Consider the following 17,913-nt stretch of genomic DNA (forward strand, 5'->3'; position numbering starts at 1 on the left):
GGCGCCGCTCGGGACGCGTGACGCGTGCGCCGATAAACCAAAGCGCGCGCGTCACCGCAGGGTCACGACGCGTCGTCGCCCTTCCCGGCGATCAACGCGTGATACTTCTCCATCAATTGCGCGTGCGATTCGTCATGCTGCGGATCGCGCGGAATGCATTCGACCGGACACACCTGCTGGCACTGCGGTTCGTCGAAATGGCCGACGCACTCGGTGCACTTGTTCGGGTCGATCACGTAGATATCCGGGCCCATCGAAATCGCGCCGTTCGGGCACTCGGGCTCGCACACGTCGCAATTGATGCACTCGTCGGTAATCATCAAAGCCATACTGATCTCACTTCTTCAGGCCGGCGGCCGGCTTCGCAACGAAACCGGCCGGCGCCGCGTCACGCGGCAGGGCCTCCCATCGCGGCGACTTTCTCGGTCAGCCATTTCTCGACGGACGGGAACACGAACTTGCTGACATCGCCGCCCAACTGCGCGATTTCGCGCACGATCGTTCCCGAGATGAACTGGTACTGATCGGACGGCGTCATGAACATCGTCTCGACGTCGGGCAGCAGGTAGCGGTTCATCCCCGCCATCTGGAACTCATATTCGAAATCGGACACGGCGCGCAGGCCGCGCACGATCACGCGTGCGTTGTTGGTGCGGACAAAGTCCTTCAGGAGACCGGTGAAACTCATCACCTTCACGTTCGGATAATGGCCGAGCACCTCGTTCGCAATCGTCAGACGTTCTTCGAGCGAGAAGAACGGCTTTTTCGCGCGACTGTCGGCGACACCGACCACCAGCGTATCAAAAATGCTCGACGCACGCCGCACGAGGTCTTCGTGCCCGCGCGTCAGCGGATCGAACGTACCGGGATACACGGCGACTACCATGTCGCTCCTCCTGTCATCACGCAAACGGGATGGCAGCGGTGCGATGCGCACGCCACTGCCGAGATGGGCATGCGTCGCCTTTGCGGCGCGCCGCCTCGTATGGAACGCGCATTATTCATCATTTTCGCGCCGCAGCAAATGATAGTGAACCGCACCGGCCTTGCCGTGCTTCACGACCTGCCAGCCCGCGAGCGCGTCGTGTGCGGCCGGATCGAGTTCAGCCCCCGTCTCGACGTAAAGCGCACCGTCCGCCGCGACGAGCGGCGCCGACAGCGCGATCGCGCGCTCCAGCGCGGCCGGATCGCCGAACGGCGGATCGAGAAACACGACGTCGAACGCGCCCGGCGTGAGCCCGGCCGCGAGCCGCAACGCATCGGCTTCGGCGACTTCGACCGTGCGGGCGCCGAGCTTGTCCTTGATCGCACGCAGTTGCTGCGCGGCGCGCGGATGGCGTTCGACCATCACGACGCTCGCCGCGCCGCGCGACGCGGCCTCGAAGCCGAGCGCGCCGGTGCCCGCGAACAGGTCGAGGCAGCGCCGGCCTTCGAGATCCTGGCCGAGCCAGTTGAACAGCGTCTCGCGCACGCGATCGGGCGTCGGCCGCAGGCCGTCGAGATCGAGCACCGCGAGCGGAGTGCGTTTCCAGTCGCCGCCGATGATGCGGATCGTGTGCGGCTTGCCGCGGCCAGGAGGGGCCGCCGGGCGGCCGGGAGAGGAACGGGACATACGGAATATAGGCAACGGAGGGACCGGGCGCGCGCCAGGGCGCACCGCCAAACAGGCGCACGTTACCACAGCGGCGACGCGCACTGACGCGAGCGCCACGCCGCACTGATAAAATGCACGGTTTCGGCCGCCGTGCGCCGCGCCCGCGCGAACGCAGAACGGCCCGTCCGGCGCCCCGCTTCTGGCGGCGGCCCCCCTCTTCCCGACGTCAGACCATGTTCAGCTTCTTCAAACGATTCAAGAAAACGCAGGAGCCCGATCCCGCGGAATCGCAATCGGCCGACGCGCAGCAAACGGACGAGCCGTCCGATGCGCCCGTGCTCGAGGCTCCGCCCGCGGCCGACGTGCCGCAGGCGCCCGTGCAACCGGCCGCGCCGGCCGTCGTGATGACGGTCACGCCGACCAACGACGGCCGCGACGAAGTCGTCGAGACGGTCGAGATCGTCCCGCCGCCGCTGCAGGACGCATCCGCGAAGAAATCGTGGCTTGCGCGCCTGAAAACGGGGCTCGCGAAAACGGGCAACAGCATCACCGGCGTATTCGTCAACACGAAGATCGACGAGGATCTGTACGAGGAACTCGAAACCGCGCTGCTGATGTCCGACGCGGGCGTCGACGCGACCGAGTACCTGCTCGACGCACTGCGCGAAAAGGTGCGCACCGGCCGGCTGACCGACCCGCAGCAGGTGAAGGGTGCGCTGCACGACCTGCTCGTCGAGCTGCTGAAGCCGCTCGAGAAATCGCTGATGCTCGGCCGCGCGCAGCCCCTCGTGATGATGATCACCGGCGTGAACGGCGCGGGCAAGACGACCAGCATCGGCAAGCTCGCGAAGCATCTGCAGAGCTTCGACCAGTCGGTGCTGCTGGCCGCGGGCGACACGTTCCGTGCGGCCGCGCGCGAACAGCTGGCGGTCTGGGGCGAGCGCAACAACGTGACGGTCGTGCAGCAGGAAAGCGGCGATCCGGCCGCGGTGATCTTCGACGCGGTCAGCGCCGCGCGCGCACGCAAGATCGACGTGATGATGGCCGACACGGCCGGCCGCCTGCCGACGCAGCTCCACCTGATGGAAGAGCTGAAGAAGGTGAAGCGCGTGATCTCGAAGGCGCACGACGGCTCGCCGCACGAAGTGCTGCTGGTGATCGACGCGAACACCGGCCAGAACGCGCTCACGCAGGTGAAGGCATTCGACGACGCGCTCGGCCTCACGGGCCTCATCGTCACGAAGCTCGACGGCACCGCGAAGGGCGGGATTCTCGCCGCGATCGCGCGGCAGCGCCCGGTGCCCGTCTACTTCATCGGCGTCGGCGAGAAGGTCGAGGACCTGCAGCCGTTCAGCGCCGTGGAATTCGCGGACGCGCTGCTCGGCTGAACGCCGCCGGCCCGCATCGCCCAGGGCGCCTTCGGGCGCCCTTTTTCATGCGCGCCCGCGGCGCGCCGCGCTCATTCGGCGTCGGGTTGCGCGCCGGGCTCGGCGGCCTTGAACGCGTCGAGCGTCGATGCATGGTCGACGATCCGTTGAATCGTCGGATAACGCGTCGTGTCGATCGAGAAGCGGTTCGCGTTGAACACCTGCGGCACGAGGCACAGGTCGGCGAGCGTCGGCGTGTCGCCGAAGCACAGCTTGCCGGTACGCGGATCGTTCGCGAGGCGCGTCTCGAGCGTTTCGAAGCCCGCCTCGATCCAGTGCCGGTACCACGCGTTCTTCGCCTCTTCGGGTACCTGCAGCGTGTGCTTCAGGTACTTCAGCACGCGCAGGTTGTCGAGCGGATGGATTTCGCACGCGATCTGCAGCGCGACCGCGCGCACGTACGCGCGGTCGACCGGCTGCTTCGGCAGCAGCGCGGGCTCGGGATGGGTTTCTTCGAGATATTCGATGATCGCGAGCGACTGCTGCAGCGTCGCGTCGCCGTCGATCAGCGTCGGCACGACCGCATCCGGATTCAGTGCACGGTACTCGTCCTTCAGTTGCTCGCCGCCGTTGCGCAGCATGTGCACGGGGACATAGTCGAACGGCAGCTGCTTCAGGTTCAGGGCGATCCGCACGCGGTACGACGCAGAACTGCGGAAATAGCTGTAGAGCTTCATGGGATGTCTCTCGTAGTCGTATTCGGCCGGCAACGGCACAGGCGCGGCGCAGCCGGCGCGCCCGCCGCCGGTACCCGGAGTGTAGCGCGACGCAATGCGCGGCCGCGCTTGCGCCGGCCGCACCCGTGCGATACTCGGGGCATTCCTTACGCTCACCGCGCGGCCCGATGCCGGCCGCCCGCCCCACGTCCCGATGACCGCTTCCCACGATCCCGCCGCCGTTCCGTTCCGTTGCGCCCGCTTCATCAAGGAGATCGGCCGCGGCCCGCACGGCGCGCGCGCACTGTCCGCCGAGGACACGTTCGAGCTCTATCGCGCGATGCTCGACGCGCGTGTGTCGGACGTCGAACTCGGCGCGATCCTGATCGCCTATCGGCTGAAGGGCGAAACGTCCGACGAGCTGGCCGCGATGCTTGCCGCCGCGCAGGCGTCGTTCGAGCCCGTGCACGTGCAGGACGCCGCGTTCCGCCCCGTGTCGATCCCGAGCTACAACGGCGCGCGCAAGCAGCCGAACCTCGTGCCGCTGCTCGCGCTGCTGCTCGCGCGCGAAGGCGTGCCGGTGCTCGTGCACGGCGTCGAGCGCGACCCGGGCCGCGTGACGAGCGCGGAGATCTTCTCGGCGCTGTCGCTCGCGCCGTCGACGTCGCACGATGCGATCGAGGACATGCTCGCCGAGCGCCGCGTCGCGTTCGCGCCGATCGAAGCGCTGGCGCCGCGCATCGCGCACCTGCTGTCGATGCGCAGCGTGCTCGGCGTGCGCAACTCGACGCACACGCTCGTGAAGATCCTGCAGCCGTTCGCGCCGGCCGGCCTGCGGCTCGTCAACTACACGCATCCGCCGTACCGCGACAGCCTCGCGCAATTGTTCCGCGACCATCCGGACGCCGCGCTCGGCGGCGCGCTGCTCGCGCGTGGCACCGAGGGCGAGGCCGTCGCCGATACGCGGCGCCAGGTGCAGGTCGACTGGCTGCACGACGGCGTATGCGACACGCTGATCGAGGCCGAACGTTCGTCGACCGATACGCCGCCCGTCGCGCTGCCCGAATCGCGCGATGCGGCGACGACGGCCGCGTGGACGGACGCCGTGTTGCGCGGCGAGGTGCCGGTGCCCGACACGGTCGCGCGGCAAGTCGCGACGATCGTGCAGATCGCCCGCACCACGCGCTGACGGCGCGGCAACGACCCGCCCCGCGCCCCCGACGATTTGACACGCGCCCGCATCCTGGCATAGAGTTGCCGTCATGCGTTCCTTTCCGAACACCCTCCGAATTACCTCCGGCCGCCTAGCGCGGCCGCTATCGCTACGACTAGCCTAAGGCTGTCGTAGCGCCGTGTGCTGTCCGCACGGTCCCTCCCAGCAGTTCCTCGCCGTACCCCTCTCGCAGTTTTTACAACCCGAAGTCGTCAGCATTCGTCCGTCTATCCGTCGGTCGATTCGCGAAGATCATCCGCATCCGCAGCGCATTTCGCGCGCCGCGGTGCGAGGCAGCGCCAACCGTCGCCCCTGCCGCCCGTCTTCGCTCGCGACTTGAGACCCGAGGTCCAGAAGATGAAGCGCAATCCGCAAGACAAGTACCGTCCGTTCGAGCCCGTCCGCATCAATGGCCGCCGCTGGCCGACCCGCACCATCGAGCGCGCGCCCGTCTGGATGAGCACCGACCTGCGCGACGGCAACCAGTCGCTGATCGAGCCGATGAGCATCGAGCAGAAGCTCGAGTTCTTCGAGATGCTGGTCGCGATCGGTTTCAAGGAGATCGAAGTCGGTTTTCCGTCGGCGTCGCAAACCGACTTCGATTTCGTCCGCAAGCTGATCGACGACCAGCGGATTCCCGACGACGTGACGATCGAGGTGCTCGTGCAGTCGCGCGAAGACCTGATCGCCCGCACGTTCGACGCGCTCGAAGGCGTGCCGCGCGCGATCGTGCACCTGTACAACGCGGTCTGCCCGTCGTTCCGCCGCATCGTGTTCGGGATGTCGAAGAACGACGTGAAGGCACTCGCGGTCGACGGCACGCGCATCATCAAGGAGCACGCCGCCGCGCGCCCCGACACGCACTGGACCTTCCAGTACTCGCCGGAAACCTTCAGCATGACCGAGCTGACGTTCGCGCGCGAGATCTGCGATGCGGTCGCGCAAACCTGGCGGCCGACCCGCGACCACAAGATGATCGTCAACCTGCCGGCCACCGTCGAGGCCGCGAGCCCGAACGTGTTCGCCGACCAGATCGAATGGATGGACCGCAACCTCGCGTATCGCGACAGCATCGTGCTGTCCGTGCATCCGCACAACGATCGCGGCACCGCGGTCGCGGCGGCCGAGCTCGCGCTGCTCGCGGGCGCCGACCGCATCGAAGGCTGCCTGTTCGGCAACGGCGAGCGCACCGGCAACGTCGATCTCGTCACGCTCGCACTGAACCTCTACACGCAGGGCGTCGACCCGGGCCTCGACTTCTCCGACATCGACGCGGTGCGCCGCGTCGTCGAACGCTGCAACCAGATTCCCGTGCATCCGCGCCATCCGTATGCGGGCGACCTCGTGTTCACCGCATTCTCGGGCTCGCACCAGGACGCGATCCGCAAGGGTTTCGCGCAGCAGCGCCCCGATGCGGTCTGGGAAGTGCCGTACCTGCCGATCGACCCGGCCGACCTCGGCCGCAGCTACGATGCGGTGATCCGCGTGAACAGCCAGTCCGGCAAGGGCGGCGCGACGTTCCTGCTCGAACGCGGGATGGGCTTCACGCCGACGCGCCGCGTGCAGATCGAATTCAGCCATGCGGTGCAGACGCTCGCCGACGCGTCCGGCGAGGAAGTGACGGGCGACGCGATCTGCGCGCTGTTCGCCCGCGAATTCTTCGAGACCGACGGGCCGGCCGCGCGCCATGGCAGCGGTGCACGCTGGCAGAACCGCGAGATCGCGGCAGCGCCGGCAGCGGCCGACGCGACGCCCGAAGACGCCGTGCGACATTTGGCCGCGGCATTCGCGGCGGCAGCCGGCACCGCGATCGACATCGCGTCGTGCGAACACGCGCGCACGACGGACGGCCGGATCGCGGTATCGGTCGGCTGCCGGGTCGGCGATGCGCCGCTGCGGCACGGCGTCGGCCTGCACGCCGATGCGGCAAGCGCCGCACTCGATGCAATCGTCAGCGCAATCAACCGTTCGGCATGGCATTGCACGGATCGCCGCGCGGCGGCCTGACGCTCAGGGTTCGACAGTCAGCGAGCGGGGCGTGACCGCCCGTGCGCCGCGCGATCCGCGCCGCACGGGCCAGCAAAAAGCGGCCCATAAGGCCGCTTCGGTGGGGACATGAAAAGGAGCGCCACGCGCGCTCATGTCTCGGTCGCGCACCGCGTCGCCTGCCATGCGAGCAGGCACCAGCGGCCCTGCTCCTCGGTATGGACGGACGTATAGGCAATCGGGAACACCAGGCCGCCGTTGTTCGTTTCCATCTCGATCAACGCGCGCCCGGTGACGACGCAGGTTTCGCCGCCGACGGGCAGCACGTCCTGCGACTGGATTTCGATCTGACGATAGCGGCGGCGGCCGGCGACGATGGCGTCGATAAACTGCTGCTTGGTTTCACGTTTGCCGTTGGTGTGCACGAAGAACACCTTGTCCGACAGCAGCGCGTCGAGCGCCTCGCCGTCCCCGTCCACCATCGCCCGGAACCGATCGCGCTCGAGCGCGCGGATCGCATCGACCACCTTCGCCATCGCCTGACTCCTCGGCAACGCGCACGCCGTGCGCGGGCATGCGGATCAGAAGTTGTACTGCACGTAGAACTGGTGGAAATTTATACCAGGATTCGGCTCTTTGATACCCGCGTTAGACACATGTTGAAAACGGTAACCGACCTGATACTGTTGCCGTTCTCCGAACTGTGCGCCGACGCCGACGACATCCACGAACTGGAACGACGTCGCGAGCGAAAGATTGTTGGAGATCGTCGGGGAAGTCAGGAACCGGATGCCGGCGCCGGCCTCGACGAACGGGCGCACCTGGCCCGCGCTCTTGACGAAGCGGAACATCGGCTGCGCGCCGAATTCGCCGATGCTGCCGTGGACGTTGCCGCCCGTGTGCCAGTAGCCGGCGTGGCCCTCCATCACGAACGCGAAGTGCCAGCCGCCGATTTCCCACCAGTTCCAGCCCGGATCCCACACCACGCCGAGATCGGCCTTGTCGATCCCGTGACGATCCGAAAACCCGCCGCCCGCCTGGATACCCCATCGATCCGCGAACGCCGCACCCGATCCGCCCAGAAGTGACGCCGCCAGCATCGCATGCAGCGCAAGCCGGCTGCGGGGCCGGCGATTCTTCTTATTGTTCATCTGACACTCCAACTTTGTGGGTTGAATGGAGCCTGCCGCGACGGCCTGGCTCGAGCGAACTGAATGGTATGGTAAAGGACTTTTCGGATCGGCATCACGAAGCGAAATGGCTTCCTTCCAAAACGACAAAAATCGAAATCGTCTACTGATTCCCATCAGAAACAATGGTTTACGGAACTTCGATCCGCCGCCTTGGTCGCAGATTAGACTATCGACTCGACTATCTCGATAGAAAAATCGGGAACTCAGATGCCCACGCCCGCTCTAAGGAATTAGCACTCGGTTTCCGGGAGTGCTAAGATTGGCCCCGGAATCTCATCCGAGACCCAGGGTTTGTCCCTGATTCCAAAGGAGTTTTTAGTGAGCAACGCCCTGACCCTTCCGAATACCCTGAGCCCGACGCCGGCCAAGGCCGAATCGGCAGGCTCGCTGGCGCTCGCAGCTCAATCGATGTTGCCGGGCCAGCTTGGCAACATCGACGCGTATATCCAGGCCGTCAATCGCATTCCTCTGCTGACGGCCGAAGAGGAACGCCAGTACGCAACCGAATTCCGCGAAAACAACAACCTCGACTCGGCGCGCCGCCTCGTGCTGTCGCACCTGCGTCTCGTCGTGTCGATCGCGCGTAACTATCTCGGCTACGGCCTGCCGCACGGCGACCTGATCCAGGAAGGCAACATCGGCCTGATGAAGGCCGTGAAGCGCTTCGATCCGGCCCAGAACGTGCGCCTCGTGTCGTACGCGATCCACTGGATCAAGGCCGAGATCCACGAGTACATCCTGCGCAACTGGCGCATGGTGAAGGTCGCGACGACGAAGGCGCAGCGCAAGCTGTTCTTCAACCTGCGCAGCCACAAGAAGAGCATGCAGGCGATGACGCCCGAGGAAATCGACGGCCTCGCGCAGGAGCTCAACGTCAAGCGCGAAGAAGTGGCCGAGATGGAAACGCGCCTGTCGGGCGGCGACATCGCGCTCGAAGGGCAGGTGGAAGACGGCGAGGAGTCGTACGCGCCGATCGCCTATCTGGCCGACTCGCACAACGAGCCGACCGCCGTGCTCGCCGCGCGTCAGCGCGACACGCTGCAGACGGACGGCATCGCGCAGGCGCTCGACGCGCTCGACGCGCGCAGCCGCCGCATCATCGAGGCGCGCTGGCTGCACGTCGACGACGACGGCTCGGGCGGCTCGACGCTGCACGATCTCGCCGCCGAGTTCGGCGTGTCCGCGGAACGCATCCGCCAGATCGAAGCGAGCGCAATGAAAAAGATGCGCACCGCCCTCGCCGAATACGCATAAATCCGGCGACTCAGAGCGCTGCATCGAAAACCGCTGCCTGACCGGCAGCGGTTTTTTTCGTCTGCTTTTTCCCGCTGCTTTTTCCGCTGCTTTTCCGCTTTTCCCGCTGCGTTTCATCCGCTTTACCGCCCGTTTCTTCGCCGATTAATTGACCCGATTCATCAGGTAATAGGCCGTTTTCGGCTCCCTTCCGCATAAGCTTGATCTGCCTCAAGTTTCAGCCCGTAGTTAGCGACGGTCTGCCGCAGCGCAGCACTCGGCATCGGAAAGCCGTCATCTTAAAATTGGCATGTCAGGCGCAAAAGGATTAAAACAGCTTCACGGCCGTCATAAATCCGACGTAAAGTCGCCCCCAATCCGTCCTAAATCGATTCAGGATAATCACCTTGATCTCGATCAATAAAGAGCCTGCGCCGCCTCCCCAGCGGCCGGCCGGCACGATCGGCTGGCGCGCGCGCATCGCCGCGTGGGCTCGCGGACCGACCCTCGCCCGCGACATCACCCTGGTGCTGATCGTCAAGCTGATCCTCCTGATGTCGCTCAAATACGCATTCTTCAATCATCCGCAGGCCGAGCACATGTCGCTTCCGCCTGCCGCCGTCGCCGAGAAGCTGCTCTCGGTACCGGCACCTGCACCCACCGAGGGAGACCACCATGATAAGTAGTGAAGTCGTCGATCTATCACGCCTGCAGTTCGGCATCACGGCGCTCTACCACTTCCTGTTCGTGCCGCTGACGCTCGGCCTGTCCTGGCTGCTCGTCATCATGGAAGCCGTCTACGTGATGACCGGCAAACAGGTCTACAAGGACATGACCCAGTTCTGGGGCAAGCTGTTCGGCATCAACTTCGCGATGGGCGTGACGACCGGCATCACGCTCGAATTCCAGTTCGGCACGAACTGGTCGTACTACTCGCACTATGTCGGCGACATCTTCGGCGTGCCGCTCGCGGTCGAAGGCCTGATGGCGTTCTTCCTCGAATCGACGTTCGTCGGCCTGTTCTTCTTCGGCTGGAACCGCCTGTCGAAGGTCAAGCACCTGATGGTCACGTTCCTTGTCGCGCTGGGCTCGAACCTGTCCGCACTGTGGATCCTCGTCGCGAACGGCTGGATGAACAACCCGGTCGGCGCCGAGTTCAACTACCAGACGATGCGCATGGAGATGACGAACCTGTTCGACGTGCTGTTCAACCCGGTCGCGCAGGTGAAGTTCGTGCACACGGTGTCGGCCGGCTACGTGTCGGCCGCGATGTTCGTGCTCGGCGTGTCGTCGTGGTACCTGCTGAAGAAGCGCGACATCGACTTCGCGCTGCGCTCGTTCGCGGTCGCGGCCGGCTTCGGCCTCGCGGCGACGCTCTGCGTGATCGTGCTCGGCGACGAATCGGGCTATACGACCGGCGAAGTGCAGAAGATGAAGCTTGCCGCGATCGAATCCGAATGGGAAACGCAGCCGGCGCCCGCATCGTTCACGCTGATCGGCATTCCGAACCAGGAAGAACAGCGTACCGACTACGCGATCAAGATCCCGTATGCGCTCGGCCTGATCGCGACGCGCTCGATCGACGAACCGGTGATCGGCCTGCGCGATCTCGCGAAGCACAGCGAGGAGCACATCCAGAGCGGGATGATCGCGTACGGCGCGCTGCAGAAGATCAAGCAGGGCGACACGAGCGCCGCGACGCGCGAACTGTTCGACCAGCACAAGCAGTATCTCGGCTACGGTCTGATGCTCAAGCAGTTCACGCCGAACGTGACCGACGCGACGCCCGAGCAGATCAAGGCCGCCGCGAAGAAGACGATCCCGCCGGTCGCGCCCGTGTTCTTCTCGTTCCGGATCATGGTGTTCCTCGGCTTCCTGTTCGTCGCGACGTTCGTTGCCGCGTTCTGGTTCTGCGCGCGCCGCGAACTGCTGCAGGACAATCGCCGCTGGTTCCTGCGCTATGCGTTGTGGGCGATCCCGCTGCCGTGGATCGCGATCGAATTCGGCTGGATCGTCGCCGAGCTCGGCCGCCAGCCGTGGACGATCGCCGGCGTGCTGCCGACGCACCTGTCCGCGTCGAGCCTGACGCCGACCGACCTGTACCTGAGTCTCGCGGGCTTCATCCTGTTCTACACCGCGCTGTTCGTCATCGAGATCAAGCTGATGTTCAAGTACGCGCGCCTCGGCCCGTCGTCGCTGCATACCGGCCGCTATCACCACGAACTCGCGGCCGCCAGCGAGCGCGCCCCGGCCTGAGCACGCACCCGAAACGGAACAAGGAATCGCTATGGACTATGCAACTCTCAAGCTGATCTGGTGGCTGCTCGTCGGCGTGCTGCTGATCGGCTTCGCCGTCACCGACGGCTTCGACATGGGCGCGACCGCGCTGCTGCCGTTCCTCGGCAAGACCGACGAGGAGCGCCGCATCATCGTCAACACGGTCGGTGCGACGTGGGAAGGCAACCAGGTGTGGCTGATCACGGCCGGCGGCGCGATGTTCGCGGCCTGGCCGCTCGTCTATGCCGCGTCGTTCTCCGGCTTCTACTTCGCGATGCTGCTCGTGCTGTTCGCGCTGTTCTTCCGGCCGGTGGGCTTCGACTACCGCAGCAAGCGGCCGGACCCGCGCTGGCGCGCGGGCTGGGACTGGGGCCTGTTCGCCGGCGGCTTCGTGCCGGCGCTCGTGTTCGGCGTCGCGTTCGGCAACCTGCTGCAGGGCGTGCCGTTCAAGTTCGACAGCGACCTGCGCGTGACCTATTACGGCAGCTTCTGGGCGCTGCTGAACCCGTTCGCGCTGCTGTGCGGGCTCGTCAGCCTCACGATGCTCGTCGCGCACGGCGCCGCCTTCATCAAGATGAAGACCGACGGCGTGATCGCGCGCCGCGCATCGATCGCGCTGCGTGTGGCGTCGTTCCTCGCGGTCGTGCTGTTCGTGCTGGCCGGCGTGCTGATCGCGTCGTATATCGGCGGCTTCCACATCACGAACGCCGCGCCGACCGACACGGTCGCGAACCCGCTGCTCAAGGACGTCGCCGCCGGCTCGGGCCTGTGGCTCGCGAACTACAGCGAGTTTCCGTGGATGATCGCGGCGCCGGTCGTCGGGATCGCGGGCGGCCTGCTGGCGCTGCTGCTCGCCGGCTCGAAGCAGGAGAAGACGGCGTTCTTCTGCACGGGCCTGATGATCGTCGGCGTGATCCTGACCGCGGGCTTCTCGATGTTCCCGTTCATCATGCCGTCGTCGCTCGACCCGCGCAGCAGCCTGACCGTGTGGGATTCGACGTCGAGCCACAAGACGCTGCAGGTGATGCTGTTCGCGGTGATCGTGTTCCTGCCGATCGTCCTGGTCTACACGGGCTGGGTGTATCGCGTGATGCGCGGCAAGGTCACGCACCAGACGCTCGAAGAGAACAATCACTCGATGTATTGAACCTGGCCGGGGCGCACAGGCGCCCCCGTCCACCGTTTCGCAAGGAGTCGGATCATGTGGTATTTCAGCTGGATTCTCGGTATCGGCGTCGCGCTGTCGTTCGGCATCGTCAACGCGATGTGGCTCGAAGCGCGGCAGAAGACGCAGGAAGCGCCCGCGCGCGTGCGCCGCGACTGACGCGTGACGCGTGCGGCGGATCGCGCCGCCGCCGTCCGGAACGAACCTCGCTTCGCGCGAGGTTTTTTTTCGTCCCGGCCGTCCGGACCGGCCTCGTACACCGATGCCAATTTAGCGCCAGATTGATACCACTTGAATACCAATAAAAGGTTTCATAAGATCTTTGGACACGGCCGCCGACAGGCCGAATCCTTCTGGGTGGGGGAGACATGCGAATCTCGTGTATGGCGCGCGCCTGCGCGCCGTGTTGCCGGGCGGCGGCTGATTGCCGTGCGGCGGCACCTGTTGTCGCCATCGTGCGCGGCCGGACGAACGCAGCCGACTGCGGCCGCTTCGCCATTGCGGCCGTTGCCGCGCGCCGCCGATGAACGCGCGTACGCCGCCCCGCCGGTCCGATCGGCACGCCTGCCCGCCTCCCGTTCCGTAACGCACGCCCCCGCGTGCCGAAAGCGCGCGGTGCGGCCGCATCGCCCCGCGTGCAGGTATCTCCCGCAGCTCCATTGAAAGTCCGATCGCAGCGACGTCACTCCACGACGACGCTACGCCCCCCTTTTTTATCAGGAGTTCGAATGAAGCGTACCTTGCCATCCCTCTTTGCCGGCGTGCTGATCGCGGCGCTGTCGCCGGCCGCGATCTCCGCCCAGCCGGCATCGACCGCGTCCGGCGCGACCGCGGGCACCGCGCAACCCACCGCGCAAACGGCCAGTCTCGCGACGCTGCTGTCGAACGGCCTCGCCTTGCGCGTCGCCGTCGACAACAACCACGCGGCTGCGGCCGGCGTGCCGTGCGCCGATCTCGGCGCCGACGGCGCGGCCTGCGCGACGGGCCGCCTGATCCTGCAGAACCGCGGCCACCAGGCGATCGCCGACGGCGGCTGGAAGCTCTATCTGCACAGCATCCGCCGCCTGCTGCGGATCGACCGTCCGGGCTTCGCGCTGCGGCGGCTCACGGGCGACCTGTACGAGCTGACGCCGCAGCCGGGCTCGGTGCGGCTTGCGCCGGGCGAGCGCATCGAGCTGCCGTTCGTCGCCGAATACTGGCTGCTGCGCTACAGCGACGTGATTCCGCGCCCGTACGTCGTCGTCGACGGCGCGCCGCCCGCCGTGCTGCGCTACAACGACACCGACGACGAGCTGCGCTACGTCGAATCGCTGCCGGCCGACGCGCAGAACAACTCGACCGGCAATGCGCCGCCGGTGGCCGCACGGCCCGACGCGAGCCGTGCGCTGCCGAGCGTGAAGCGGCAACAGCGCTTGCCCGGCACGCTCGACCTGCGCGGCGTCGAGTTCGCGTTGCCGAACCTGCCGGACGCGCAGGTCGCGGCGCTGCGCGAGCGGGCGACGACGCTCGGCCTCGACGGCGCACGCGTGCCCGTGTGGGGTGCCGTCGCGCCGCGCCGGCTGCCGGCCGACATCGCGACGCCGGGCGGCTACCGGCTCGCGATCGGGCCGCGCGGCGTGTTCATCGAAGCCTACGATCGCGCGGGCCTCTACTACGGCGTGCAGACGCTCTTCTCGCTCGCGCCGGCCGGCGGCGGCCCGATCCCGGCGATGCTCGTCGAGGATGCGCCGCGCTTCACGCATCGCGGCATGCACGTCGACCTCGCGCGCAACTTCAAGCACCCGGCGACGCTGCGTCGCCTGATCGACCAGATGAGCGCGTACAAGCTCAACCGCCTGCACCTGCATCTGTCCGACGACGAAGGCTGGCGCATCGAGATTCCCGGCCTGCCCGAGCTGACCGAGATCGGCTCGCGCCGCTGCCACGACCCGAGCGAGACGCGCTGCCTGCTGCCGCAACTAGGCTCCGGCCCGGACAACCGCTCGGGCGGCGGCTACCTGACGCGCGACGACTACGTGGCGCTGGTGCGCTACGCGGCCGCGCGTTTCGTCGAGATCATTCCCGAGATCGACATGCCAGCGCATGCGCGTGCGGCCGTCGTGACGATGGAGGCACGCTACCGCAGGCTGCATGCGGCCGGCCGCGAACAGGAAGCGAACGCGTACCGGCTGCTCGATCCGCAGGACACGTCGAACCTGCTGACGGTGCAGTTCTACGACCGCCGCAGCGACCTGAACCCGTGCGTGCCGGGCGCGCTCAATTTCGCGTCGAAGGTGATCCGCGAGATCGCGGCGATGCATGCGGACGCGCAGGCGCCGCTGCACATCTGGCACTACGGCGGCGACGAAGCGAAGAACATCCTGCTCGGCGCGGGCTTCCAGCCGCTGAACGGCACCGACCCGAACAAGGGCCGCATCGATCTCGCCGCGCAGGACAAGCCGTGGGCGCGTTCGCCCGCATGCACGGCGCTGCTCCAGCGCGGCGAGATCAAGTCGATCGACGAACTGCCGACGCGTTTCGCGCAACAGGTGAGCGCGGCCGTCAACGCGAACGGGATCGACACGATGGCCGCGTGGCAGGACGGCATCAAGCATGCGAACGGGCCGCAGGACTTCGGCACGCGCCACGTGATGGTGTCGCTGTGGGACACGATCTTCTGGGGCGCATCGGACAGCGCGCGCGACCTGAGCGGCAAGGGCTACCTGACGGTGCTGGCGCTGCCCGACTACCTGTACTTCGACTTCCCGTACACGCTCAACCCGCGCGAGCGCGGCTACTACTGGGGCTCGCACGCGACGGACGAGTACAAGGTGTTCTCGCTCGCGCCGGAGAACCTGCCGCAGAACGCCGAAGTGATGGGCGACCGTGGCGGCAACGCATTCGAGGCAACGGGCACGGGCCCCGCGCCGCGCATCGAAGGCATGCAAGGGCAGGCATGGGGCGAGGTGATGCGCAACGACACCTTCCTCGAATACATGGCCTATCCGCGGCTGCTCGCGCTCGCCGAGCGCGCGTGGCACCGGGCCGACTGGGAGCTGCCGTACGCGGCCGGCGTGCGCTACAAGCGCGGCGATACGCATCACGTCGACACGGCCGCGCTGCAGCGCGACTGGGCCGGTTTCGCGACGCTGCTCACGCAACGCGAATTGCCGAAGCTCGACCGCGCGGGCATCGGCTACCGGAAGCCGACCTTCACGCTGACGAACCCGTGAGCGGTTGAACGGTTGAGCGATGCAGACGAACGCATCGCGCAATCGCCCCACCAAAGAAAAACGGCTTGCGACGCATCGCAAGCCGTTTTCGTTTCTGCCGACCGGCCCGAACCCGCAGCGCGGGTCCTGCCGGCCTTATTGCGTCATGCCGGTTGCACTGCCGCCCCGCCTGCCGCCGGCGGCAGGCGTGCGCCGAGCTGTTCGGCATAACGTGCCGCCGCGTTGCCGCAGACGATGTGGAACGTGTCGAGCGACACCCACGCGACGTCGAGCGCGCCGAGACGATCGCGATCGACCGCCGACGGATCGCGCACGACGACGCGCAGGCGCGTGGTCGCGACCGCGTCGAGCGACGCGACGTTGGTCGCCCCGCCGAACACCGCGAGCCAGCGGGCCGGCTCCGGATCGAGCGGGCCGGCGGCCCCGCCCGTGACGGGCTGCGCCGCGGCGGCCGTCGCCGTCGACGCCGCGCCGGTCGCACCGCTGCCGATCGCGGTACGCATCTCGTCGGCAATGAGGTCGGCCTCGGGCCCGATGATCACCTGCACGCTGTTGCCGCCGCGCTTGAGCACGCCGCGCGCGCCGATCGACTTCAGTTCCGGCTCCGATACCTTCTCCGGATCGACGACGGTCAGGCGCAGGCGCGTCGTGCATGCGTCGACGACCGTCAGGTTGCCCGCGCCGCCGAGCGCGGCGATGTAGCGCTGCGCGCGCGGTGCAACCGCAGCCGATGCGGCGCCCGCAGCCGGCGCGACGAAGCCGCCCGATGCGTACGATTCCGCCGCCGCGTCGGCCGATGCCGGCTCGCGGCCCGGCGTCGCCATGTTGAACTTGCGGATGAAGAAGCGGAACAGCCCGTAGTACGCGGCGCCGTATGCGATGCCGAGCGGAATCGCGATCCAGCCCTTCGTCGACAGCCCGTAGTTCAGCACGTAGTCGATCGCACCGGCCGAGAACGTGAAGCCGAGCTTCACGCCGAGGATCTGGCAGATCGCGAGCGACAGCCCCGTCAGCACCGCGTGGATCACGTACAGCACCGGCGCGAGGAACATGAAGCTGAACTCGATCGGCTCGGTCACGCCGGTCAGGAACGACGTCAGCGCCATCGAGAACAGCAGGCCGCCGACCATCGCGCGGCGCTCCTTCGGCGCTTCGTGCAGCATCGCCAGACACGCAGCCGGCAGGCCGAACATCATGATCGGGAAGAAGCCGGCCATGAAGGTGCCCGCGGTCGGGTCGCCCGCGAAGAAGCGGTGCAGGTCGCCGTGCACGATCTCGCCGCCGGCGGGCGGCGTGAAGTTGCCGAACACGAACCACGCGAGCGAGTTGATGATGTGGTGCAGGCCCGTGACGAGCAGCAGGCGGTTCAGGAAGCCGAACACGAACGCACCGATCGCGCCCGCCGTCGTCAGCCACTGGCCGGCCGCGTCGATCGCATGCTGGACCGGCTGCCACACGTAGCCGAACACGATGCCGAGTATCACGCAGACCAGCCCCGTGATGATCGGCACGAACCGTTTGCCGCCGAAGAACGCGAGGTAGTCCGGCAGCTTGATGTCCTTGAAGCGGTTGTACAGCAAGCCCGCAACGACACCCGCGATGATCCCGGACAGCACGCCCATGTTCAACTTGGGATCGATGTCCTTCATGATCGCGGTTTCGATCAGGTAGCCGATCGCGCCCGCGAGCGCAGCAACACCGTTGTTGTCTTTCGCGAAGCCGACCGCCACGCCGATCGCGAACAGCAGCGGCAGGTTGTCGAAGATCGCGCCGCCGGCGTCGGCGATCATCTTGATGTTGAACACGTCCGGCTGGCCGAGCCGCAGCAGGATGCCGGCAACCGGCAATACCGCGATCGGCAGCATCAGCGCCCGGCCCAGGCCCTGTATTTTCAGAAACGGATTCCCGTTCATTCAGTCCTCCAATCCTTGTCTCGTCGTTAAGCGTCGTTGACCTA

The 17,913-nt window shown here is 66.7% G+C and carries 17 protein-coding genes; 9 read left to right on the forward strand and 8 right to left on the reverse strand.

The features are described from left to right. Positions 1 to 62: 62 nt before the first annotated feature. The 3 genes from ACM6JT_RS03225 to rsmD form a co-directional block, all read right to left on the reverse strand. Positions 63 to 329, reverse strand: coding sequence for a YfhL family 4Fe-4S dicluster ferredoxin (locus ACM6JT_RS03225; protein ID WP_034179073.1), 267 nt, complete (start codon positions 327 to 329; stop codon positions 63 to 65). A gap of 59 nt (positions 330 to 388) precedes the next feature. Then, positions 389 to 886 (reverse strand): pantetheine-phosphate adenylyltransferase, encoded by a 498-nt coding sequence (gene coaD / locus ACM6JT_RS03230; RefSeq protein WP_031403077.1) that lies wholly within the window; start codon positions 884 to 886, stop codon positions 389 to 391. Positions 887 to 997: 111 nt separating this feature from the next. Beyond that, positions 998 to 1,612, reverse strand: coding sequence for a 16S rRNA (guanine(966)-N(2))-methyltransferase RsmD (rsmD, locus tag ACM6JT_RS03235; protein ID WP_034179074.1), 615 nt, complete (start codon positions 1,610 to 1,612; stop codon positions 998 to 1,000). A gap of 215 nt (positions 1,613 to 1,827) precedes the next feature. Between rsmD and ftsY the strand changes: the two genes are divergently transcribed. Beyond that, complete coding sequence (gene ftsY, locus ACM6JT_RS03240; RefSeq protein WP_105393312.1) at positions 1,828 to 2,982, forward strand: signal recognition particle-docking protein FtsY; 1,155 nt, start codon at positions 1,828 to 1,830, stop codon at positions 2,980 to 2,982. Positions 2,983 to 3,053: 71 nt separating this feature from the next. Here ftsY and maiA read toward each other — a convergent pair whose 3' ends face one another. After that, complete coding sequence (gene maiA / locus ACM6JT_RS03245; protein WP_034179437.1) at positions 3,054 to 3,698, reverse strand: maleylacetoacetate isomerase; 645 nt, start codon at positions 3,696 to 3,698, stop codon at positions 3,054 to 3,056. Positions 3,699 to 3,891: 193 nt separating this feature from the next. On the opposite strand from maiA, the gene ybiB reads away from it, so the two are divergent. After that, positions 3,892 to 4,866, forward strand: coding sequence for a DNA-binding protein YbiB (ybiB, locus tag ACM6JT_RS03250; RefSeq protein WP_243564920.1), 975 nt, complete (start codon positions 3,892 to 3,894; stop codon positions 4,864 to 4,866). Positions 4,867 to 5,247: 381 nt separating this feature from the next. After that, positions 5,248 to 6,897 (forward strand): 2-isopropylmalate synthase, encoded by a 1,650-nt coding sequence (leuA, locus tag ACM6JT_RS03255; RefSeq protein ID WP_414855963.1) that lies wholly within the window; start codon positions 5,248 to 5,250, stop codon positions 6,895 to 6,897. Between the two features lie 131 nt (positions 6,898 to 7,028). Here the strand turns inward: leuA and ACM6JT_RS03260 are convergent, their stop codons facing one another. Together ACM6JT_RS03260 and ACM6JT_RS03265 are read right to left on the reverse strand one after the other, a co-directional pair. Continuing rightward, entirely contained in the window at positions 7,029 to 7,412 is a 384-nt protein-coding gene (locus tag ACM6JT_RS03260) for a nuclear transport factor 2 family protein (RefSeq protein WP_034179077.1), read from the reverse strand. A 45-nt stretch (positions 7,413 to 7,457) separates the two neighbouring features. Beyond that, on the reverse strand, positions 7,458 to 8,027 hold the full coding sequence (locus ACM6JT_RS03265; RefSeq protein WP_034179078.1) for an acyloxyacyl hydrolase: 570 nt from the start codon (positions 8,025 to 8,027) through the stop codon (positions 7,458 to 7,460). Between the two features lie 360 nt (positions 8,028 to 8,387). On the opposite strand from ACM6JT_RS03265, the gene rpoH reads away from it, so the two are divergent. Further along, entirely contained in the window at positions 8,388 to 9,323 is a 936-nt protein-coding gene (gene rpoH / locus ACM6JT_RS03270; RefSeq protein ID WP_034179079.1) for an RNA polymerase sigma factor RpoH, read from the forward strand. A 10-nt stretch (positions 9,324 to 9,333) separates the two neighbouring features. Here rpoH and ACM6JT_RS03275 read toward each other — a convergent pair whose 3' ends face one another. Beyond that, positions 9,334 to 9,537, reverse strand: a complete 204-nt coding sequence (locus tag ACM6JT_RS03275; RefSeq protein ID WP_414855964.1) for a hypothetical protein — start codon at positions 9,535 to 9,537, stop codon at positions 9,334 to 9,336. Between the two features lie 172 nt (positions 9,538 to 9,709). Between ACM6JT_RS03275 and cydP the strand changes: the two genes are divergently transcribed. From cydP to ACM6JT_RS03300, 5 genes are all read left to right on the forward strand, one after another. Next, the gene (cydP, locus tag ACM6JT_RS03280; protein ID WP_034179080.1) at positions 9,710 to 9,988 is read left to right on the forward strand and encodes a cytochrome oxidase putative small subunit CydP; all 279 of its coding nucleotides are present in this window, start codon (positions 9,710 to 9,712) and stop codon (positions 9,986 to 9,988) included. Then, the gene (locus tag ACM6JT_RS03285) at positions 9,978 to 11,558 is read left to right on the forward strand and encodes a cytochrome ubiquinol oxidase subunit I (RefSeq protein WP_034179081.1); all 1,581 of its coding nucleotides are present in this window, start codon (positions 9,978 to 9,980) and stop codon (positions 11,556 to 11,558) included. Before cydP ends, ACM6JT_RS03285 begins: the two co-directional genes overlap by 11 nt. Positions 11,559 to 11,589: 31 nt before the next feature. Beyond that, a complete protein-coding gene (gene cydB / locus ACM6JT_RS03290) occupies positions 11,590 to 12,726 on the forward strand; it encodes a cytochrome d ubiquinol oxidase subunit II (protein ID WP_034179082.1) in 1,137 nt (378 codons plus the stop codon). A gap of 54 nt (positions 12,727 to 12,780) precedes the next feature. Further along, the gene (cydX, locus tag ACM6JT_RS03295; RefSeq protein WP_034179083.1) at positions 12,781 to 12,903 is read left to right on the forward strand and encodes a cytochrome bd-I oxidase subunit CydX; all 123 of its coding nucleotides are present in this window, start codon (positions 12,781 to 12,783) and stop codon (positions 12,901 to 12,903) included. A 569-nt stretch (positions 12,904 to 13,472) separates the two neighbouring features. Then, positions 13,473 to 15,956, forward strand: a complete 2,484-nt coding sequence (locus ACM6JT_RS03300; RefSeq protein ID WP_414855965.1) for a family 20 glycosylhydrolase — start codon at positions 13,473 to 13,475, stop codon at positions 15,954 to 15,956. A 143-nt stretch (positions 15,957 to 16,099) separates the two neighbouring features. Here the strand turns inward: ACM6JT_RS03300 and nagE are convergent, their stop codons facing one another. Continuing rightward, entirely contained in the window at positions 16,100 to 17,869 is a 1,770-nt protein-coding gene (gene nagE, locus ACM6JT_RS03305) for an N-acetylglucosamine-specific PTS transporter subunit IIBC (protein ID WP_034179085.1), read from the reverse strand. Positions 17,870 to 17,913 lie beyond the last annotated feature (44 nt).

The organism is Burkholderia sp. IT-111MI5, assembly GCF_949752865.1.
Lineage (GTDB): Bacteria > Pseudomonadota > Gammaproteobacteria > Burkholderiales > Burkholderiaceae > Burkholderia > Burkholderia pyrrocinia_C.

Excerpts from the sequence above, each read along its gene's own strand:
- coaD (WP_031403077.1), bottom strand. The coding sequence starts at position 886 with ATGGTAGTCGCCGTGTATCCCGGTACGTTCGATCCGCTGACGCGCGGG.
- ACM6JT_RS03285 (WP_034179081.1), top strand. The coding sequence starts at position 9,978 with ATGATAAGTAGTGAAGTCGTCGATCTATCACGCCTGCAGTTCGGCATC.
- ftsY (WP_105393312.1), top strand. The coding sequence starts at position 1,828 with ATGTTCAGCTTCTTCAAACGATTCAAGAAAACGCAGGAGCCCGATCCC.
- ACM6JT_RS03265 (WP_034179078.1), bottom strand. The coding sequence starts at position 8,027 with ATGAACAATAAGAAGAATCGCCGGCCCCGCAGCCGGCTTGCGCTGCAT.
- nagE (WP_034179085.1), bottom strand. The coding sequence starts at position 17,869 with ATGAACGGGAATCCGTTTCTGAAAATACAGGGCCTGGGCCGGGCGCTG.
- ybiB (WP_243564920.1), top strand. The coding sequence starts at position 3,892 with ATGACCGCTTCCCACGATCCCGCCGCCGTTCCGTTCCGTTGCGCCCGC.
- ACM6JT_RS03300 (WP_414855965.1), top strand. The coding sequence starts at position 13,473 with ATGAAGCGTACCTTGCCATCCCTCTTTGCCGGCGTGCTGATCGCGGCG.
- cydB (WP_034179082.1), top strand. The coding sequence starts at position 11,590 with ATGGACTATGCAACTCTCAAGCTGATCTGGTGGCTGCTCGTCGGCGTG.
- cydX (WP_034179083.1), top strand. The coding sequence starts at position 12,781 with ATGTGGTATTTCAGCTGGATTCTCGGTATCGGCGTCGCGCTGTCGTTC.
- leuA (WP_414855963.1), top strand. The coding sequence starts at position 5,248 with ATGAAGCGCAATCCGCAAGACAAGTACCGTCCGTTCGAGCCCGTCCGC.
- rsmD (WP_034179074.1), bottom strand. The coding sequence starts at position 1,612 with ATGTCCCGTTCCTCTCCCGGCCGCCCGGCGGCCCCTCCTGGCCGCGGC.
- maiA (WP_034179437.1), bottom strand. The coding sequence starts at position 3,698 with ATGAAGCTCTACAGCTATTTCCGCAGTTCTGCGTCGTACCGCGTGCGG.
- ACM6JT_RS03225 (WP_034179073.1), bottom strand. The coding sequence starts at position 329 with ATGGCTTTGATGATTACCGACGAGTGCATCAATTGCGACGTGTGCGAG.
- ACM6JT_RS03260 (WP_034179077.1), bottom strand. The coding sequence starts at position 7,412 with ATGGCGAAGGTGGTCGATGCGATCCGCGCGCTCGAGCGCGATCGGTTC.